Here is a 19,350-nt window from a genome sequence, read left to right as displayed (position 1 = left end):
TGAAACGCCCAACGGGTTGGTTTAAAAGCGATTGATACTGCGTTATTGATTTTAACAATAGAACCACTATTATTTGCAATCAATGCCTTGCCTAAATCGCTTTTAATTCCAACTGAAACTCGTATCTTGAGGTGGTTTGGGTATATCTGTTACAACTTTTGTCGTACTGCTACATTTTAATGCTCAACTAACTGCTGTAGTACTAGCAATGGCCTTAAATAAATAAGCTATTTCCTCAAGCTTTGCCGCCCACTGTCGATAGATATTTAAAGTGTCGTTAAAGGAATAGCAATGAAACTACCAAACACTGCACAAGCCCAACAATTAATAACTCATAATACGCTTGAAAAATCAGCTAGCACCTCGAGCGCAACAGTAAAAGTGAACGACTCAGAAGCTATAACTGATTATGTCATCGCTATTGAACAGCCCATTAGCCAACTAGCACCAGACCCTTTTCGTGGCCGCAATATTGATTTCATCTACAGCCCAAATCTGAATCCCATTTTGGGTATGAAAAAATACGGCATCGGCTCAAGCCCAATAGACATAAATAAACCGTTTGCTGAACGTAGTTACAAATACGGTGAATTTACCAACCCTGATGATATTAACGCATTTTTAGATCAGGTAGATCGCCTAGATGGTGAGTTGAAAAACATGTTTCAACACCTCAAGCCAACCGCTGAGTTGCTTGAGCTCGTACAAAAAATGAGTGATGAAGAACTGGCTGCATTCACTCAATTTGCTGTGACAACCTCTCGCCATCAGTTTGGCCTGGAAAACAAAAATAGTAGTGAGCAATTAATTTCATCTTTGAGCAAACTCTCAGATGACGCCCTAAGTAGTACAATTGCAACCATGGGTGAGCTATTACAGCAAGGGAATGATTATAAAAAACCAGTGTCGCCAATCGGTGAAAATGAGCATGGTAATGAAACATTAGTAATGATCAGCATGCCTGAAAACATAAATTGGTTTAAATCAAACTACAGGGCCAACATGGCAAAATATGAATTAGCAAACGATTATGCCAATTTATTAATGGAAAAAACCTTTAGCGAAGGCCAACTTATCCAGTTAAATAGCCACTTATCGGAAACGACACTTGAGCAAAGCAGCGGTATTATCGACATGATGAGCTTAGTTAAAACCCATCAAAACGATGATGTATTAGCGATGCTCAATGAAGTTGATAAAGACGGCGAGCCTAACTTGTTTAACTACCTTTCGCAGCAAACCAATTACCAAGCGAATAAACAGTATTACCAAATGGACAACGGTAAGTTTGTCGCACAGCAAGATAATATTAGCTCGGACTCGAATAGACGTGAATTGTATAACAATATCTTAAACGCCTATAACGACATTGGCATGGGCTGGATAAACGATGCGCTAGAACAATTCACAGGGACCCCCGCACAGATCCAAAACGAATTATGGCAAACACTACTTGATGATAAAGAAAAAATGCCCGAGCAGTTTACTCGCTCAGATTCAGTTGAAGCTTGGGCACTAAAAAATATTTCGCGTATTGAAGGTGCATTTCACGTAACACAAATGAATAAAATTTATGATTATAATAGCGAGCAACTCCTGCCCGAATTAATCACTAAGCTCAGTTTTTATAGCAGTGGCAACATTCGCAGTTCAGCAACTAGTGAAGCGCCTCAATCAGCCAAAAATCAACAGTAATCAAAGAACTTGCGATGCTCTATGCCAGCCAAGTTAGCATTCACTTTATTGGGGTGTTTATACTCACGCCAGTTGGCGACATTGCGGCCAACATTTAATTTCGCAAAGTCAGTATCGCCATCTGTCGGCATTCCCAAAAATTGTTTTAGCTTTAGCAGGCTGCCCTGCACGCTCACATCAAGCGATAAAAAGTCATCACGACCTTTAAAATACTTAAATATCGCCTGCTGATGTTTAGTATAACAAGCAGCCAACTCGCGCTCACTCAGTGGATGAATAGTGGGAAAGGTTTGGTGAAAGCTGCGCTTTAGAACCGGGCTAAAGTGCCCAGTTTTAAGATCAAGATGTGGCGCCATTTTTTCAAGCAGCATAGTGATGGATGGCAACCACGCCCTAAGGTCACGATTTAAATAAATAAACTTCGCATTGGGAAATAACGAATCTAATTGCTTATAATCACTAAAGCATGGCGCGTCAGATATAGCATCAGCCATTTCAAAGGCTTTTTTAGTAAACGCGGTATGCGCAACGAGCAAGCCCATCTCTAACAACGCAACGCTGATACTGGTGGTGCCGGTTCTTGGTAGGCCAATAATAAAAATCTTAGACATCACAGACGCTCATATAAAAAGGCTGGTTAGTATATACCTAAATGGCAGCATCACCCACAGAGCAACAACAAAGCTAAGCCGAAGTTTAACCGCAAGCTCCGTTATTTATTATCCATATTGCTACGGTGCCCATAACTCAATACTCGGGTAATTTCTAATTTGTCGCCTAAGTCATGCCAAAGCATCACAAAATCGGCTTTACCTTCACATTTATTGCCGCCATCTTGACAAAATGTGTGGGTTCCTTTGGTCATCACCCCAAAATCTTTAATGGTAAACACTTCAAACGTGCCGCTGAGCAACTCCCGCGTATAGTTACCACATGCAAAATTCTTGGTATTGGCTATCATGGAATCACGATCCCAAGTCACCCCACCATTATCATGGTAAAACTCGACATCTTTGGCAAAATAACTAGCGTGCTTCGCCAATTGCGCTGGATTATCACAATGATTAAAAGCATCAAACAATGCGGCATCTAAACCGCGCATTTTATTTTGTAAAGGATCAGTATTGGCGTAACTTAAAAGTGGAACCAATAACAACGACAAAAAATAGCGTTTACTCATAGTCATTTGGGGCATCCTGGCGAGCTGATTGCAGCTCTCGTATCAATTAATCTACAAACCATAGCCCAGCGTTAATATTGATACAATTATTTACTGCACTTTCTTTTATGCGCCTCAATGGCAATCAATAATGTATTCAGACCTCGCTGTTACACGCTGGATTTTAAACACTTTGTTACGCAAAAATACTGTTCAAAAAAGCTGAGCAACTTATACTGTGAGCAATGTTGATATGATCTGAGGTTTTAACGTGCAATTTACGCAGGGTATGGAATATTTTTTTTCGGGCTTCAAATTAATTACCCAAAAAGGCTTGAAGCGATTTGTATTTATTCCTTTATTAATCAATATCGTGCTCTTTGGTAGCTCGTTATTCTTTTTATATGGCTGGCTTACCGATGGCTTCGCTTATTTAAATGAGCTATTACCAACCTGGTTAAGTTGGCTGGAGTGGCTAATGTGGCCGATTGCAGTATTAGTGATTTTATTTAGTTACAGTATGCTGTTTTCGGTGATCACTAATTTCATTGCCGCGCCCTTTAATGGCTTACTTAGCGAAAAAGTTGAGCTGCACTTAACGGGCCAAACGGTTAATGATGATGGCTTAGCGGAGATAGTGAAAGATGTGCCACGAATGCTTGGCCGAGAGTGGACAAAGTTGTGCTATTACCTGCCACGTGCCATTGGCTTTTTTATCTTACTGTGGATATTACCTGTTATCGGCCAAGTGTTATGGGTGATGTTTACCTGTTGGATGTATGCAGTGCAATACAAAGATTATCCGTTTGATAATCACAAAATTTGCTTTAAAGAAATGAAAGAAGACTTAAAACAAAAACAAACGCTGTCGTATGGATTCGGCTTAGCAGTGTTGTTACTTACAGCCATTCCTATCGTGAATTTAATTGTTATGCCCGTCGCTGTGTGCGGTGCAACGCGTTTATGGGTTGATCAATACCGCCCTAACTACCGCGAATAAAACGCTCAGAGGGGACGACAATATAAGCCATTATTAAGTCCCGATTTGCAGCACTATTTACACTAAAACTTGGCGTGTATTGGCAATAAAATGGTGTACTTCGCGCTCTATTTTAATGTCTACAGGCTGTTCTGGCTTGCGGTCATTTGGGCAAGGCATTCTTGGTGTAGTACCAAATAAGCGGCAAATTAATGGCCGCTCATCATATACTGTGCAGCCTTTAGGACCTAAGTGTACGCAATTAAACTCATTTAATGCCGCTTCATGCTCGGCATCCGTTTTTACTGGTAATCGCGACATTTCTTCAGATGATGTTGTCACTGGCCCACAGCAATCATGGCAGCCTTCAACACACTCAAACGAGGGTATATTAGCGCGCAATCGCAAAATTACTTTTTGATTCTTATACATCTATCTTTACCTTTTATTTTGCAGTGTATTGCTGCCGCAACGTAACTGATTCTCCATTAACTCTATATTACGTGTTGTGTGTAGTTACTTGCAACGTTATGTTGGTGCTTACTTACCCCATAACAACAAAGCACAGCCAGAGCTGTGCTTGTTAGATCTAAGCGCTGCAAGCTGATTAACTGTATAGACTTTGCGGCACTTTAGTGACGTTCAAATGCACCGTTACTTCTTCCCTGTCGTGATAAAGATGCTTAGCTTGTAATTCATAGCTGATACCATATTTATTAAGCTCTTCTTTGATCATCGTTAGACATTCATACACGCTGTCGAAGCGTTTTTTCATCGGTAACTTTAGATTAAAAATAAGTTCTTTGGCGTAGGCATTGACCGCCCAATCAATCATAAGACTGGTTACTTTGGTTGGTTTTTCCACCATGTCGCACACCAGCCAAGTAATATTTCTTTTTTCTGGGCGGTATTTAAAGCCATCAACACGAAAATGCTTAACTTGGCCTGTTTGCATTAAATCATCGTTCATTGGGCCGTTGTCTATAGCACTGACAAACATGCCACGACGCACTAGTTGATATGTCCAGCCTCCTGGGCAGGCACCTAAGTCAACACTGCGCATACCGGCTTGTACGCGGCTTTCTTGATCTTTTTCAGGAATAAATACGTTAAACGCTTCATCTAATTTTAATGTCGAGCGACTCGGTGCATCACTTGGCATTCTTAGTCGTAATATGCCCATAAAAAATGGCGAGTTATTATAGCTATATGAATGCCCAACATAGGCGGTGTTGTTGGTTAAAAACATGATGTGCATAACAGGGCGATTAGCTTTCGGTTCACGTAGCACTGTGTTTTGTTTCTCTAACGCTTTTTTAAGCGGAGTAGAGATTTTTTTGCAGAACGTTAATAGCTCTTTGCCTTCGTTGGTATCAGGGGTTTCTACCCGTAGCTCTGAGCAAAGCGGGAAATCGACTGCTGCTGTTACGATTTCGCCAACTCTATCTTCAACTGGCATGTTTTCAAGTAAAGTGCCGGCAAACCACTGACGAGCAAACACCATATTTTTGAAATCGACTTTTTTAATAATTTCATCGCTGTGCTGCGCTGCAAAGCATTCATAGATAACGTAGCCGGTATTAGGTTTTGCTTTTACATAGCCTGCAAAGCCCTGCTCTGCGGCATGAAATGTTATTTCTGCAGCGGCATCATTTTCAAACCCACTACGACAGTAAATCACTACACTTGACATAAAAACCCTTTAATTGCGCACCCGCGCGATATTCTCTATTAAAATTTGAAGCGTGCCACTTGCACCAATAAAATCACCCAACCGATGATAAAACAGACCCCGCCAAGTGGCGTAATTGGCCCTAGCCACTTATAACCTGTGATTGCTAATAAATATAAACTACCGCTAAACAGCAAAATACCGGCAATAATAAACCAACCAGCCCAAGTTAAGTTAATTCCCCATTTGATTAAAATGGCAATCGCAATTAGCGCAAGGCCATGCACCATTTGATATTCTGCTGCGGTTTTAAATACGCCTATCGCGTATTCAGACACTCGGCTTTTTAAGCCATGGGCCGCAAATGCGCCCAACACCACAGAGAGCATACAAAATAAACTGCCAGCCATTAAAAATAGTTTAATCATGATTTTTTCCTATAAAAGATGCTTTTAGATATGCTGCTTGATAAAACCTGCTGCATGCTCAGCGGCAGTTTGCACATTACCTAACTCTGTAAAACCACTGCGTTTACGCGGCTTTAAGGAATGATCGCCATCAGCCAGCCAGACAAAATCAGGACGCTTATCAAGTTGCATCTGAGTTAATTCATCACGAGTGCCAAACGTATCGCGCTCCCCCTGAAGCACCATAAACGGGCATGCTATGTTGCCAAAGTGATCAATGCGTAACTTGTCAGGCTTACCTGGTGGATGAAATGGATAGCCAAATGCCAATACGCCTGAAATTGTCGACATTGTTACTCGCTCTTCACTGACAAGCATTGATGCCATCCGCCCGCCCATTGACTTGCCGCCAATAAACAGCGGCAGATTAGGCTGTGTAAAGGTTAATATATGCGCAAAATAATCCAACAGTTTAGGCGCCCGATCTGGAGGCCTGCGCTTGTTGGTTTGCTTGGCGATTTGCATATATTCAAAATCAAACAAGCCAACATCAATATCGTGCGCTGCTATTAATTGCGCCATCTGTTGCATAAATTCAGAGTCACTACCTGCTCCGGCGCCATGGGCAAAAATAAACTGAGCTTTAGCAGGTGACTTACTTTTGATCCATTCAATCATATTAATACTCTTGTTCTTGCTCAACGAGGCTTAACATCCACTGCTTAAACGACACTATTTTACCTAATTCAGATTGCGTTTCACGGCTCACTAAATAATAGGCATTTTTACTTTCTAAACTATGATTGAACGGAATAACTAAACGTCCAGCGTCAATATCAGGTTTAGCAAGCACGCTATTACCAATGGCAACTCCTTGACCATGCACCGCAGCTTGTAACACCATAGATGAGTGGCTAAATATTGGCCCTTGGTTTACTTGCACGTTACGTACACCCGCGGTTTTCATCCAGGTTTTCCAGTTCTTGCGGGTAGTATCGTGCAGTAAAGTATGGTTAGCCAAATCACTAGGCTGATCCAGAGGCTTTGGCCCAGTTAATAACATAGGGCTACACAAGGGCACTAAGTATTCGGTATGCAGTTTATGGGTTTGCACGCCACTCCAATGACCACGGCCATAATAAATAGCGACATCAACATCATCAGTGAGTGAGTTTTCGTCTTGATCTTGGGCTTTTATCCGCACATCAATTTCAGGGTGTAGTTCGTTAAATAAGCTCAATCGTGGTACTAACCATTGAATAGCAAAGCTTGGCGTTAGGCTTACTGTTAACGAGCCTTTCGCGCCACGTGCTAAGAGCTTTTCGGTGGCATCAATAAGCTGGGTAAATATTTCTTTAATATCTAAAAAGTAACCTTGGCCTTCTTCGGTCAGTAATAATGAACGATTTTTACGTAGGAATAGCTTTAAACCAAGGTGCTCTTCTAAGGTTTTAATTTGATGGCTCACCGCCGCCTGCGTGACATACAATTCTTCCGCCGCTTTAGTAAAACTCAAATGGCGGGCAGCAGCTTCGAATGCTTTTAATGCGTTTAGTGGCGGAACACGTCGAGACATAGTGATCAAACTTAGAATTAGTTTTTTTTATGGATAAGATTATATACATATGCCAAGGAAGTGTATATTCAAGACATAAAAAAAGCGACCTAAGTCGCTTTTCTTATCACGCTTTGCGATTACAAGTCGCTGGCGCTGGTATCCAGTGGACCAAAGCTCTTGATCAAATCATCCACGGCTTTCATTTGGCTTAAATAGCCTTCCAGCTTACTTAGTGCCAGTGCACATGGGCCATCACATTTAGCTTCATTAGGGTTTGGATGCGCTTCAATAAATAAACCTGCAATACCTAATGCCATGCCGCTGCGAGCAAGTTCAGCGGCTTGTGCACGCCGACCATCGGCAGAATCGGCACGTCCGCCTGGGCGTTGTAATGCATGAGTGGCATCAAAAATAACCGGCGCCATTGCTTTCATATCATCCATACCGAGCATATCAACCACTAAGTTGTTATAACCAAAACTTGAACCGCGCTCACACAGGATAATATTGTCATTACCTGCTTCATCAAATTTAGTAATGATATGGCGCATTTCGTGCGGGGCTAAAAACTGTGGTTTTTTAACATTAATAATCGCGCCAGTCTTCGCCATCGCAACCACTAAATCAGTTTGGCGCGCTAAAAAGGCGGGTAATTGAATTACATCAACAATTTCTGCTACCGGTGCTGCTTGATGTGGTTCATGAACATCAGTGATCAAAGGCACATTGAAGGTTTTTTTGATTTCTTCAAAAATTCTTAATCCTTCTTCCATACCAGGTCCACGGTATGAGTTGATTGATGAACGGTTTGCTTTATCAAACGAGGCTTTAAATACATAAGGAATATTAAGCTTAGTGGTCACTTCAACATAATGCTCAGCGATACGCATTGCTAGATCGCGTGATTCTAAAACATTCATGCCACCGAACAATACAAACGGTTTTTCGTTTGCCAATTCAATGTTATTAATCTTAATCAGTTGGTTATTCATTTTTCATTCCTTAAGGTGCAACTGCTTGCATCATTAATCCACAAATATAAGCCATATAAGTACCCACCCCATAGCCGAGTACGGCTAGTAACACGCCAACCGGTGCCAACGATGGATGAAATGCTGACGCCACCACAGGTGCCGATGCAGCGCCGCCGACATTCGCTTGCGAACCGACGGCCATATAAAATAATGGCGCTTTAATAATTTTAGCAACAATGAGCATTAAGCTAGCATGGGTTAGCATCCAAATTAAGCCGATAACAAAATACATTGGCGATTCGACTATCGCGGTGATATTCATATGTAGACCAATTGAGGCAACCAAAATATATAAAAAGCAAGAAGCGACCTTCGATGCACCAAAGGCTTCAATATGGCGCACTTTAGTAAACGACAATGCAATACCAATCGTCGTCGAGATAACGATCAACCAAAAGAATTTACTGTTTAAACTGTATTCTTGTGCCCATGGGAAATTAGCGCCAAAGTAAGGCCCTAAGAAATCGGCACAAAAGTGTGCAAGTCCAGTAATACCAAACGCGATGGCAATGATCATAATATAATCATTCATTGTTGGCATCCGTGCATGCTCGGCCTGATACTTCTCAACACGGCTTTTCAACTCTTCAATCGCGCTGGTGTCGGCACCGGTTTTTGCGTCAATGGCTTTATGATTGGCAGCCATTAATAGCAATACAGCCATCCATAAATTGGCGACGATCACATCTACCGTGACCATAGCTGAGAATATATCACCACCCACTTCAAACATTTCTTTCATCGACGCTTGGTTTGCACCACCGCCGATCCAGCTACCTGCGATGGTTGTCATACCACGCCATACGGCATCAGGGCCGTGACCGCCAACGGCTTCTGGATACACCGCGCTCATGATCAAAATAGCCAATGGGCCACCAATCACAATACCCACTGTACCGGTTAAAAACATAATCAATGCTTTCGGGCCAAGGTTAATAATAGCTTTTAAATCAATACTAATGGTTAGTAGAATTAAGCACGCTGGCAGTAAATATCGTGATGCGACAAAATACACATTGGATGAGTGACCATCAACAATGCCAAACGTATTCAGTAGTGAAGGTAAAAAATAGCACAGTAATAATGCTGGGACATATTTGTAAAACTTTTTCAGTGCACTATTTTGACTGGTCGATGTTTTAAAAATAAAGCCTAATATTACTGCTAATAAACCAAAGACAACCGCGTCATTGGTGATCAGAGCCGTATGGGCGTCAGCCATATAAATTCCTTAAAAGTTAATGGTGAGTCTTGTGATTATCTTCAAGTTCTTCTAGTTGATGCTGGATAATTTCAATAGCAGGATCATCTGGGCACTCATCGATAAAAAACTGTAAATCGTCACGAGCCATTTTCGGACAATCTAGTTGGTTAAGTAAATAGCCTCGGTCGCGCCTTTCGTACGGGTCATCGCCTATTAACTCCATCAACATCTCAACACAGCTCAAAGCATGACCAAACTTGTTGCTGGTAATGAAGGCCCACTTTTGTTGCGCTAAGTAAAGCTTATACACTTCTTCGTCAAAAATAAGCTCCAGTGGCTCTTGCTCATCGCCATTTTCTTCACTGGCGTTTTCAGGAATGATATACCAACTTTGTTGACCAGAGCTTGGCTCCAACAAATAGCCTTCTTCATCGCTGATGGCAACATGGACATTTATTTCGCTATTATTAATCGTCACGTTGGCATCAAAATCAGCGTGGTTAAGTAAGTGGCATAGTAAAATTGCCAAAGTGGTTTCTGAGCCACTGCGCATACTTAACATATAGCTAAAACTATTGAGGGTATATTCGGGTACTTTCAGGCTAGATACGCTAAATAACCACGTCGTAAAAAACATATCAACTAACGCATCAAAGCGTTCGTGAATATCTGCGTGTTGTTGGCACAGTGCGCTGACTTGCGTTTCAAAGTCGTTTAAGGTGGCAAAGCTATCACTTAAATCGGCGTGTGGATCCCACTTCGCTTCTGCGCTGATACAACGATACAACGCTTGGGGAACGAATGTGTCAAAAGCCTCATCTTGATAGGGTTCATTTTGATCTTCAAACCAAGGGGTGGTCATTTATACGGCAACATCTTAAATAGAAAATGAACGACTAGTTTACCTAGTTTTTAGGGCAGTTACCAACGCCGTAGCTAAGTTTACTGTGCAAAGGTAAAAAATCCCCGTTGCACAGTCACTACTTTAAAGAAATAAAGCAGTTTTAGTGACAGCCAATTTACCAATTAACGCTATGACCGCGGTTGTGACAACTAAAAACAGTACTTTGATGCTAGCTTTTTGTTGTTTACTGGCAATAATACCGAGTGCGATATAAGCCACCACGAAAATAATTTTTTCAAGTAACCACATTTGCTCTAACGGGTTCATTTTAGCCATCGCCATTAAGGTAATAGCTGAAATAAGTAACAAGGTATCGGTTGCATGACTGCCAATAAATACCAATTTATTTTTAGCGATGGCGCCACTACCAAGACGAGAAAATGAACGTACATAAAATAAAACAATGCTTAAAACTGCAATTGCCATGTGTGTGTGTTTTACTGCTAAATAATCCATATGCCCCTAACTACTCTTTTAATGTTAAAAAACGGTTTTTATATTAATCTGGAAAACGCGTCAATATTTGTTCCAGCTCTTCAAGATGATCATTAAATACATCGACTAGTTTAGGCTCAAAGTGCTTGCCCTTTTGCTGGTTGATTTCATTAACAACATCATCAACTGTCCACGCATCTTTATAACAACGTTTATGGCGTAGTGCATCATAAACATCAGCAAGCGCAACAATACGCCCAAACACATGAATATCAAGCCCTTTAAGTCCATGTGGGTAACCCGTGCCATCCCATTTTTCATGATGATCACGTGCAATCTCCGCCCCCGCATTAACAATTTCGCGGCGCGAGCCTTTTAATATGAGGAAGCCTTTTTGGGTGTGGGTTTTCATCACTTCCCATTCTTCTGCGCTCAATTTTGCTGGTTTATTCAAAATAGCATCTGGAATGCCCACTTTACCAACATCGTGCAATGGCGATGCTAAACGGACTAGTTCGGCTTCACGTTTTGATAAGCCATAAGCTAGCGCTAAAGTATGGCATATATGCGAAACCCGTTTCACATGGTTTCCGGTTTCAGTAGAGCGCTGCTCAAGTGCTTCGCTTAAACGAAACACCAGCTCTTGCTGAGTTGCTTCAATTTCCGATTGTAATTGCACATTTTCATACGCCAGTTGTACATTTTGCGAAAATATCTCAATTAAATGGCGCTGCGTGTCTGTTAGGTATTTAGGAATTCCGGAAATAAACAGCATTGAATTATGGTTATGTTCACTGCAACAGTATGCAAACAGGTAATTATCTTTATAGACAATGGTTTTATCTCTGAGCGCTTGTTGACACGCTAATAGCTGCTCGGTATTCAGTACTTCTTCAATTGCTTTGCCTTCACTGCGTTCAAAATCGCCTCGCCCGGAAAAAACCACCAATTTGTGTTGATTATCTTGCGGGTTGCCTGCCACTAAGCTCGTTGCGTACATAGCTTGATCGACCGTACCTAGCAACGAAGTTAATTGCTGCATTACACCTTCAATAAAGTGATCAAGAGAATGAGCAGAGAAAATATCACGAGAGGCTTTAATTATTTTTTCAAGCCCTTGGCGAGACTGTTCAATTGATAAAATATCGCGATAAGAGCGCAGACTCGACATCACTACCGTAAATAACTTTTGCGCGGTCAGTTCAGTTTTTGATTTATAGTCATTAATATCGTAATTAACGATAACTTGGCGCTCTGGAGCTTGGCCTGGTTGGCCTGTACGAAGGATAATACGAATATGATTATTTTTAGCAACTTCACGAATATACTGCGCGACTTTTAAGCCTGCATCGTCGGTTTCCATCACCACATCAAGCAGTACAATGGCAGCATCTGGGTTTTTATCTATTTGTATTTTTGCCTCAGCACCTGAGTATGCGCTGATAAACTCTAAACGCTTATCTTGAAACTCAAAATCACTTAATGCAAGTTTAGTAACAGCATGAACTTCTGGTTCATCATCAACAATAATAACTTTCCATGTGCCCTTTATTACTTCACAAATCTCTTCTTGCGGTTCGTCCGAAAACAAAAAATCATCCATCATACTGAGTCCTCAAAGGCGGTTATGCTGCTCTCGCACTGTGCTTGTTATCGTTATCCAGGCCACTGTGCGAGCGTTACACGATCGTTATTTGCTAAATCTTTAACTGTAAGTATATTTGTATACGCCATTTCTGCAAAAAAACTATGCACTTTAGTACTTTGTTGATAGCCATGCTCTATTAAAAGCATGCCATTGGGGGTTAAAAAATCGCGCGCTTGGCTAATAATATACTTTATATCGGCCATACCGTCATCATCGGCCACTAATGCCGATAGCGGCTCAAAACGTACATCGCCTTGGCTTAAATGAATATCGTCGTGTTCAATATAGGGCGGGTTGCTAACAATTAAATCAAACTGTTGTGTAGCCACTTCACTAAACCAATCACTTTGCACAAAGTTCACATTAGTAAAACCTAAGCGCTGCTTATTGGTATTCGCCAGTGCAACTGCATCAGCCACTCTATCAACAGCGGTTATTTGCCAATTTGGCATTTCGCTGGCAAGCGCAAGGGCTATCGCCCCCGTGCCGGTGCCTAAATCAAGCACTTTGGCAGTCGCAGGTAAAGCTAAACCAAGGGCATGTTCTACCAGTGTTTCGGTATCAGGGCGGGGTATTAAGGTGCTTGAGTTAACTTGTAAAGGCAGGCTCCAAAACTCCCTTAAACCGGTAATATGAGCAACGGGTTCACCATTTAAACGGCGCTGACAATGTTCATCAAATTGCTGCTGCTGCGCTGCACTGAGCTGTTTTTCAGGCCAACTAAATAAATAACTATGCGGTTTTTGTAACACATCAAGTAATAAAACTTGCGCGTCCAACTTGGCACTGTCGGTGCTACTTTGCAATAGCAAAGTAGCCCGTTTTATTGCTGATTCAACCGTGTCTGTCACGATTATTCATCACCCATTGCGGCTAATAAATCAGCTTGGTATTCTTGCATCAGCGGTTCAACAACACAGCCTAAATCACCTGCAACCACTTCATTTAAACGATAAAGCGTTAGATTAATTCGATGATCGGTAATACGCCCTTGCGGATAGTTATAAGTACGTATGCGCTCTGAACGATCACCACTGCCCACTAAGTTACGACGCTCTGATGCCTCTGCAGCGTGGCGTTTTTCATCTTCAGCTTGTTGTAAACGTGCCGCTAATACTGACATCGCTTTAGCGCGGTTTTTATGTTGCGAGCGTTGATCCTGACATTCAACCACAACCCCGGTCGGTATATGGGTAAGGCGAATAGCTGAATCGGTTTTATTTACGTGCTGACCACCGGCGCCGGATGCACGAAAAGTATCAACTTTTAAATCTGCCGCATTAATCTGAATCGCTTCCGCTTCTGGCACTTCAGCCATCACCGCAACGGTACAGGCTGACGTATGTACGCGCCCTTGTGATTCAGTCTCTGGAACACGTTGCACGCGGTGCACACCAGATTCAAACTTTAATTGTCCATACACACCTTCACCACTGATGTTAGCAATCACTTCTTTGTAACCACCGTGTTCACCTTCGTTGGTGCTGACAACTTCTACTTTCCATTTTTTAGTTTCGGCATAACGAGTGTACATGCGGAACAGATCGCCGGCAAAAATAGCGGCTTCATCACCGCCCGTTCCGGCACGTACTTCAACAAATACATTGTTGTTATCACGCGGATCTTTTGGCAGCATTAACACTTGTATTTGCTCTTCAATTACTTGAATTTGCGCTTTCGCTTCTTTATATTCTTCTTGCGCCATTTCGCGCATATCAGGGTCTGAATCCTTGAGCATCTCTTCTGCAGCAGCTACATCACCTTGTGTTTCTTGATAGCCCAAAAACGCTTTAACGATTTCTTCCAGCTCAGAATATTCTTTTGAAAGCGCACGAAAACGATTTTGGTCGCTAATAACTGACGGATCACTTAGCAGCGCTTGCACTTCTTCGTAACGCTCTACTAAGGTTTCTAACTTACGATATACGGACTCTTTCATGTAACTGCTATTCCTGATCAATACCTAACATTTTCTTTAATTGGCTTAACTGGGCAACTTCACCTTTTTTTGCCGCGTCTTGAATTGCACGGGTAGGCGCGTGCATCAGGCGGTTGGTTAATTTGTTGGCCAGCTCTAAAATAATTTGTTCTGCATCTTTACCGGTATTTAATTGGCTTATCGCCTTATCAACCAGTTCAGATTTTATATCATGTACATCTTGGCGGTAACTGCGAATTAAATCGACAGAGTCGAGTGAACGCATCCACATCGCAAATTCCGCACAGCGCTGAGTAATGATCACTTGCGCTTCATCGGCAGCTTGTTCTCTTGAGGCGATATTTTCGCTTACTATTGCCTGTAAGTCATCTACCGAATACAAATAGGCAGCATCTAATTCACCCACTTGGCTCTCAATATCACGCGGTACAGCAATATCAATAAATAACATGGGCTTATTACGGCGCTGTTTTAGCGCTTGTTCAACCACCCCTTTACCAATAATCGGCAAAGTGCTGGCAGTCGAACTAATGACTATATCGGCTTGATGCAAACGTTCTGGCAACTGTGCTAACGCAATAACGTCGGCATTAACATCTTCTGCCAGTAAACGCGCACGCTCGATGGTGCGATTCGCCACGGTGATCTGTTGTGGATCATTTTGATATAAATGCTTAGCTACCAGCTCAATTGTTTCGCCAGCACCAATTAATAGCACTTTGGTTTTATCTAACTTGCCATATATATGTTTGGCTAAATTAACCGCAGCATAAGCAACTGATACGGCACTGGCGCCTATATCGGTTTCCGTTCTAACTTGTTTTGCTACCGAAAAGGTTTTTTGAAATAACCGATCAAACACCACACTTACTGAGTTGTGATTTTTAGCACTATTATAAGCCTGCTTAATTTGACCCAGTATTTGCGGTTCACCGAGCACCAATGAGTCGAGTCCGCACGATACACGCATTAAATGATTAATCGCGTCGTTATCTTGGTGGCAATATACATTACTGCTCAGTTCATATTCATCCAAACCATGGAAACTAGCTAACCATTGCAACAGTATTTGGGAATTTTGCTGAGCAAGGCTACAATAGATTTCTGTACGGTTACAGGTTGACACAATAACCGCTTCATTAAACTGATCATGATCACTCAGTTGCTGTAATGCTTCTGACAATTGCTCAGGCGAAAAGGCAACCTTTTCGCGTAATTCTACAGATGCGGTTTTATGATTAATACCAAGTGCTACTATGGTCATATGTGCCAAATATTGCTAAGCCGTGCTCGAAAGACGATAATTTTACCAAAAATCAGCGGAATATGGAAAGTAAGGAACGACATTTGATTCGACTATATTTGATTTTACTCATATTTTTTTTATTTTTAAGTGGCTGCGCACAGCAAATTCGGCCACAAACTGCCCTTTATGACGATTGGAAGTCGCAATTATCACAACAAAGTAACTGGCAAGTAGCAGGAAAACTGGCTTTTATTAGTCCTGATGAACGCCAATCAGCAAACTTAAATTGGCAACAAAAGGATGAATTAAACCAACTCATTCTAACTAGCTTTATTGGTACCCGTGTTTTGGCATTAACACAAAATAGTCACGGTGCTGAGCTTGAATACGATGATGAGGTTTATCATGATATAAATGCATCGCGTTTACTTGCCCGACTCACTGGTTTTACTATCCCAATGGACAATGCCGATGACTGGTTAAAAGGTACTGTTGACGATGCTAGTTTACAAGTAGATGAACTTAGCCGAGCTAAGAGTGTAACGTGGCATGCAGCAAATGGCGCTAAATGGCAAATAAACTACGCTGACTATCAACAATATGCAGGCTTTTGGCTGCCTAAAAAACTCACATTAAAACACCGCGATATTAAAATAAAAATTCAACTCTATGAGTGGCACTTTGACTAACATGACTAAGCACACTATGACTTCTTTTTCGTTATTAGCTCCAGCAAAACTGAATTTATTTTTACATATAAATGGCCGTCGTGAAGATGGCTATCATGAACTGGAAACCTTATTTACATTTTTAAATTACGGCGACCAACTCACTTTTAGTGTGAGTGAAACTACAGCGATTGAAGTCACTGGCGACACCTTCGATATTCCACTTCAAGATAATTTGATCTATAAAGCGGCTGTTTTATTACAAAAACACAGTAATTCAGCTTTTGGTGCAAAAATAAATTTAACTAAAATATTGCCCATGGGAGGCGGTGTTGGCGGTGGCTCTTCCGATGCCGCAAGTACACTTTTAGCACTGAATAAATTATGGCACTGTCAATTATCCTTGCAAGAATTAGCACAACTTGGCGTGCAACTTGGTGCTGATGTGCCTGTATTCATTAACGGCAAAAGCGCCCTAGCTCAAGGCATTGGCGAGAAGTTGCTCGATGTTGAGCTACCGTCAAAGTGGTATTGTGTGGTACACCCAAGTGAACATGTTAGCACCGCAAAAATTTTTACTCATCCCGATTTAAAACGTGACACACCGAAGCTAAAAGGCGACTGGCAACAGCAAACATTAGGCAACGATTGTGAGCCTTTAGTTAAAAAGCTCTGCCCTGAGGTTGAAAAGACCCTCCAGTGGTTGCTAAAATACGCTCCGTCGAAGATGACTGGCACAGGTTCATGCTGTTTTGTTGAATTTGCCACGCAAAAAGAAGCGCAACATGTTCTTGAAAATCTCCCCCATAACTGGGACGGTTTTATTGCCAGCAGCGTTAATATCTCTCCTGCCCATACGCAGTTGAACGCTATTCATTTAAGCAATGAAGTAACGTACAAGTAAATAAAGTTTAAGTTAATAAGCTATGCTTAATGTATCGCTTATTAGTCCAAAAATTCAGTGCCTGAGGAACCCTACCGTGCCTGACATGAAGCTCTTCGCTGGTAACGCAACACCTGAGTTAGCTCAAAAAGTTGCAAAACGTTTATATATTGAAGTTGGCGATGCTGTTGTTGGCCGTTTTAGCGACGGTGAGATCAGTGTTCAAATTAATGAAAATGTTCGTGGCTCGGACGTTTTTATTGTGCAATCAACCTGTGCTCCTACTAACGATAACTTAATGGAGTTAATCGTTATGGTTGATGCCTTACGTCGTGCATCTGCAGGTCGTATAACAGCCGTCATTCCTTATTTTGGTTATGCGCGTCAAGACCGTCGAGTACGTTCTGCCCGTGTACCAATCACAGCAAAAGTAGTTGCCGATTTCTTATCAAGTGTAGGTGTTGACCGTGTTCTAACGGTTGATTTACACGCTGAGCAAATCCAAGGCTTCTTTGATGTACCAGTTGATAACGTATTCGGTAGCCCTGTGCTACTTGAAGATATGAAAGAGCGTCAGTTTGATGATGTTGTTGTTGTATCACCAGATATCGGCGGCGTAGTACGTGCCCGTGCTATTGCTAAATTATTAAACGACACCGATCTTGCTATCATTGATAAACGTCGCCCACAAGCAAATGTTTCTCAAGTAATGCACATCATTGGTGATGTCGAAGGTCGTGACTGTATTATCGTTGATGATATGATCGACACTGGCGGTACCTTATGTAAAGCAGCGGAAGCACTTAAAGAACATGGTGCTAAGCGTGTATTTGCATACGCAACTCACCCTGTACTTTCTGGTAAAGCACTTGAAAACATTCGTAACTCAGTAATTGATGAAGTGATTGTAACTGACTCAATTCCACTGTCTGCTGAATTAAAAGCAATTGATAAAATTAAAGTGTTAACACTTGCAGACATGCTAGCGGAAACAATTCGCCGTATTAGCAACGAAGAATCTATTTCAGCGATGTTTGAACACTAAAACTATTTAGTTAAAAACACCCTGACAGAATAAAGCGCCTCATTGGCGCTTTTTTTATGTGCTGTGTTTCTTTTAATTGGTGGTGGTGGTATGATAGCGCGCCTTTTGGCTAGGGACCTTGGTCGCAAAGGCCCTACACTATTTATTTATTGGAGACATTATGTCTAACGAAACATATACATTTAATGCAGAATTACGCACAGCTACGGGTACAGGTGCGAGCCGCCGCCTACGTCGTGAAGATAAAATCCCTGCGATCCTTTACGGTGCTGACAAAGAAGCTGCATCACTTACTTTTGAACACAAAGACATCATCAAAGCACAAGAAAGTGAAGGTTTCTACACTCACATTCTTACTCTTGATATCGCTGGTGAAAAAGTTGAAGCTATCCTTAAAGATATCCAACGTCACCCGTTCAAGCCTAAAATCACTCACCTTGATTTCCAACGTGTAGACGCTACTCACAAACTTAACACTAAAGTGCCAGTTCACTTCATCGGTGAAGAAGCGGTAACTAAAGCGGGTAACACTGTTGTTCACCAATTAACAGAAATCGAAATCACGTGTCTTCCTAAGTCACTACCTGAATTCGTAGAAGTTAACGTAGCTGGCCTAGTTGCTGGTGACTCAATCCACATCTCTGACGTTAAACTTCCTGCAGGTGTTTCATCTGTTGATTTAGCGAAAGGTGCTGATCACGACCAGTCTATCGTAACTATCAAAGCTAACAAAGCTGCGCCAGTTGAAGACGAAGCTGCAGAATAATTTTTAAGGTTTGCACCTTGAATTCTATTCAAATGCTTGTGGGCCTGGCTAATCCAGGCCCCGAATACGCAAACACACGCCACAATGCAGGTGCTTGGTTCATCGAGC

At 41.8% G+C, this 19,350-nt stretch carries 21 protein-coding genes and 1 pseudogene; 7 read left to right on the top strand and 15 right to left on the bottom strand.

The window, feature by feature from the left end:
• Positions 1–291 precede the first annotated feature (291 nt).
• On the top strand, positions 292–1,695 hold the full coding sequence (locus tag ENH88_RS19915) for a hypothetical protein (protein ID WP_304184995.1): 1,404 nt from the start codon (positions 292–294) through the stop codon (positions 1,693–1,695).
• On the opposite strand, the gene ENH88_RS19910 is transcribed toward ENH88_RS19915, so the two are convergent.
• Entirely contained in the window at positions 1,686–2,306 is a 621-nt protein-coding gene (locus ENH88_RS19910; RefSeq protein ID WP_304184994.1) for a sulfotransferase, read from the bottom strand. The two genes, ENH88_RS19915 and ENH88_RS19910, sit on opposite strands and share 10 nt — an antisense overlap.
• 101 nt (positions 2,307–2,407) lie before the next feature.
• On the bottom strand, positions 2,408–2,881 hold the full coding sequence (locus ENH88_RS19905) for a nuclear transport factor 2 family protein (protein WP_304184993.1): 474 nt from the start codon (positions 2,879–2,881) through the stop codon (positions 2,408–2,410).
• Between the two features lie 262 nt (positions 2,882–3,143).
• Here ENH88_RS19905 and cysZ point away from each other — a divergent pair, with 262 nt between their 5' ends.
• Complete coding sequence (gene cysZ, locus ENH88_RS19900; protein ID WP_414704871.1) at positions 3,144–3,854, top strand: sulfate transporter CysZ; 711 nt, start codon at positions 3,144–3,146, stop codon at positions 3,852–3,854.
• Between the two features lie 57 nt (positions 3,855–3,911).
• Here the strand turns inward: cysZ and ENH88_RS19895 are convergent, their stop codons facing one another.
• From ENH88_RS19895 to hemA, 13 genes are all read right to left on the bottom strand, one after another.
• A complete protein-coding gene (locus ENH88_RS19895; RefSeq protein ID WP_304184991.1) occupies positions 3,912–4,265 on the bottom strand; it encodes a YkgJ family cysteine cluster protein in 354 nt (117 codons plus the stop codon).
• Positions 4,266–4,440: 175 nt separating this feature from the next.
• The gene (gene rlmM / locus ENH88_RS19890) at positions 4,441–5,526 is read right to left on the bottom strand and encodes a 23S rRNA (cytidine(2498)-2'-O)-methyltransferase RlmM (protein WP_304184989.1); all 1,086 of its coding nucleotides are present in this window, start codon (positions 5,524–5,526) and stop codon (positions 4,441–4,443) included.
• A 38-nt stretch (positions 5,527–5,564) separates the two neighbouring features.
• The gene (locus tag ENH88_RS19885) at positions 5,565–5,933 is read right to left on the bottom strand and encodes a DUF423 domain-containing protein (RefSeq protein ID WP_304184987.1); all 369 of its coding nucleotides are present in this window, start codon (positions 5,931–5,933) and stop codon (positions 5,565–5,567) included.
• Positions 5,934–5,957: 24 nt separating this feature from the next.
• Positions 5,958–6,590 (bottom strand): alpha/beta family hydrolase, encoded by a 633-nt coding sequence (locus ENH88_RS19880; protein ID WP_304184986.1) that lies wholly within the window; start codon positions 6,588–6,590, stop codon positions 5,958–5,960.
• A gap of 1 nt (position 6,591) precedes the next feature.
• A complete protein-coding gene (locus tag ENH88_RS19875; protein WP_145240653.1) occupies positions 6,592–7,488 on the bottom strand; it encodes a transcriptional regulator GcvA in 897 nt (298 codons plus the stop codon).
• 119 nt (positions 7,489–7,607) lie between these two features.
• Entirely contained in the window at positions 7,608–8,462 is an 855-nt protein-coding gene (gene kdsA / locus ENH88_RS19870; protein ID WP_304184983.1) for a 3-deoxy-8-phosphooctulonate synthase, read from the bottom strand.
• A 10-nt stretch (positions 8,463–8,472) separates the two neighbouring features.
• Positions 8,473–9,726, bottom strand: coding sequence for a DUF819 domain-containing protein (locus ENH88_RS19865; protein WP_304184982.1), 1,254 nt, complete (start codon positions 9,724–9,726; stop codon positions 8,473–8,475).
• A 16-nt stretch (positions 9,727–9,742) separates the two neighbouring features.
• Positions 9,743–10,570 (bottom strand): tetratricopeptide repeat protein, encoded by an 828-nt coding sequence (locus ENH88_RS19860; RefSeq protein ID WP_304184981.1) that lies wholly within the window; start codon positions 10,568–10,570, stop codon positions 9,743–9,745.
• A gap of 123 nt (positions 10,571–10,693) precedes the next feature.
• Entirely contained in the window at positions 10,694–11,068 is a 375-nt protein-coding gene (locus ENH88_RS19855) for a SirB2 family protein (protein ID WP_304184980.1), read from the bottom strand.
• A 43-nt stretch (positions 11,069–11,111) separates the two neighbouring features.
• The gene (locus tag ENH88_RS19850; protein ID WP_304184978.1) at positions 11,112–12,653 is read right to left on the bottom strand and encodes a response regulator; all 1,542 of its coding nucleotides are present in this window, start codon (positions 12,651–12,653) and stop codon (positions 11,112–11,114) included.
• A gap of 50 nt (positions 12,654–12,703) precedes the next feature.
• A complete protein-coding gene (gene prmC, locus ENH88_RS19845) occupies positions 12,704–13,546 on the bottom strand; it encodes a peptide chain release factor N(5)-glutamine methyltransferase (protein ID WP_304184976.1) in 843 nt (280 codons plus the stop codon).
• Positions 13,547–13,548: 2 nt separating this feature from the next.
• Positions 13,549–14,634, bottom strand: coding sequence for a peptide chain release factor 1 (gene prfA / locus ENH88_RS19840; RefSeq protein ID WP_304184975.1), 1,086 nt, complete (start codon positions 14,632–14,634; stop codon positions 13,549–13,551).
• 7 nt (positions 14,635–14,641) lie between these two features.
• Positions 14,642–15,898 carry a glutamyl-tRNA reductase gene (hemA, locus tag ENH88_RS19835; protein ID WP_064668072.1) on the bottom strand — a complete coding sequence of 419 codons (1,257 nt, stop codon included), beginning with the start codon at positions 15,896–15,898 and terminating at the stop codon, positions 14,642–14,644.
• 83 nt (positions 15,899–15,981) lie between these two features.
• On the opposite strand from hemA, the gene lolB reads away from it, so the two are divergent.
• The 5 genes and pseudogenes from lolB to ENH88_RS19810 form a co-directional block, all read left to right on the top strand.
• Positions 15,982–16,569: a lipoprotein insertase outer membrane protein LolB gene (gene lolB / locus ENH88_RS19830; protein ID WP_304184974.1), complete on the top strand. Its 588-nt coding sequence runs from the start codon at positions 15,982–15,984 to the stop codon at positions 16,567–16,569.
• A 1-nt stretch (position 16,570) separates the two neighbouring features.
• A complete protein-coding gene (gene ispE, locus ENH88_RS19825; protein ID WP_304184973.1) occupies positions 16,571–17,452 on the top strand; it encodes a 4-(cytidine 5'-diphospho)-2-C-methyl-D-erythritol kinase in 882 nt (293 codons plus the stop codon).
• A 76-nt stretch (positions 17,453–17,528) separates the two neighbouring features.
• Positions 17,529–18,476, top strand: coding sequence for a ribose-phosphate pyrophosphokinase (locus ENH88_RS19820; RefSeq protein WP_304184972.1), 948 nt, complete (start codon positions 17,529–17,531; stop codon positions 18,474–18,476).
• A 160-nt stretch (positions 18,477–18,636) separates the two neighbouring features.
• Positions 18,637–19,242 carry a 50S ribosomal protein L25/general stress protein Ctc gene (locus tag ENH88_RS19815; RefSeq protein WP_304184971.1) on the top strand — a complete coding sequence of 202 codons (606 nt, stop codon included), beginning with the start codon at positions 18,637–18,639 and terminating at the stop codon, positions 19,240–19,242.
• A gap of 17 nt (positions 19,243–19,259) precedes the next feature.
• A pseudogene (locus tag ENH88_RS19810) lies at positions 19,260–19,350 on the top strand (aminoacyl-tRNA hydrolase); the annotation flags it as partial.

Origin of the sequence: Pseudoalteromonas prydzensis, from assembly GCF_011050055.1 — a bacterium.
Taxonomy (GTDB): Bacteria; Pseudomonadota; Gammaproteobacteria; order Enterobacterales; family Alteromonadaceae; genus Pseudoalteromonas; species Pseudoalteromonas prydzensis_A.
Note: the sequence above shows the minus strand (reverse complement) of the source record. Positions and strands in the feature narration are given on the sequence as shown.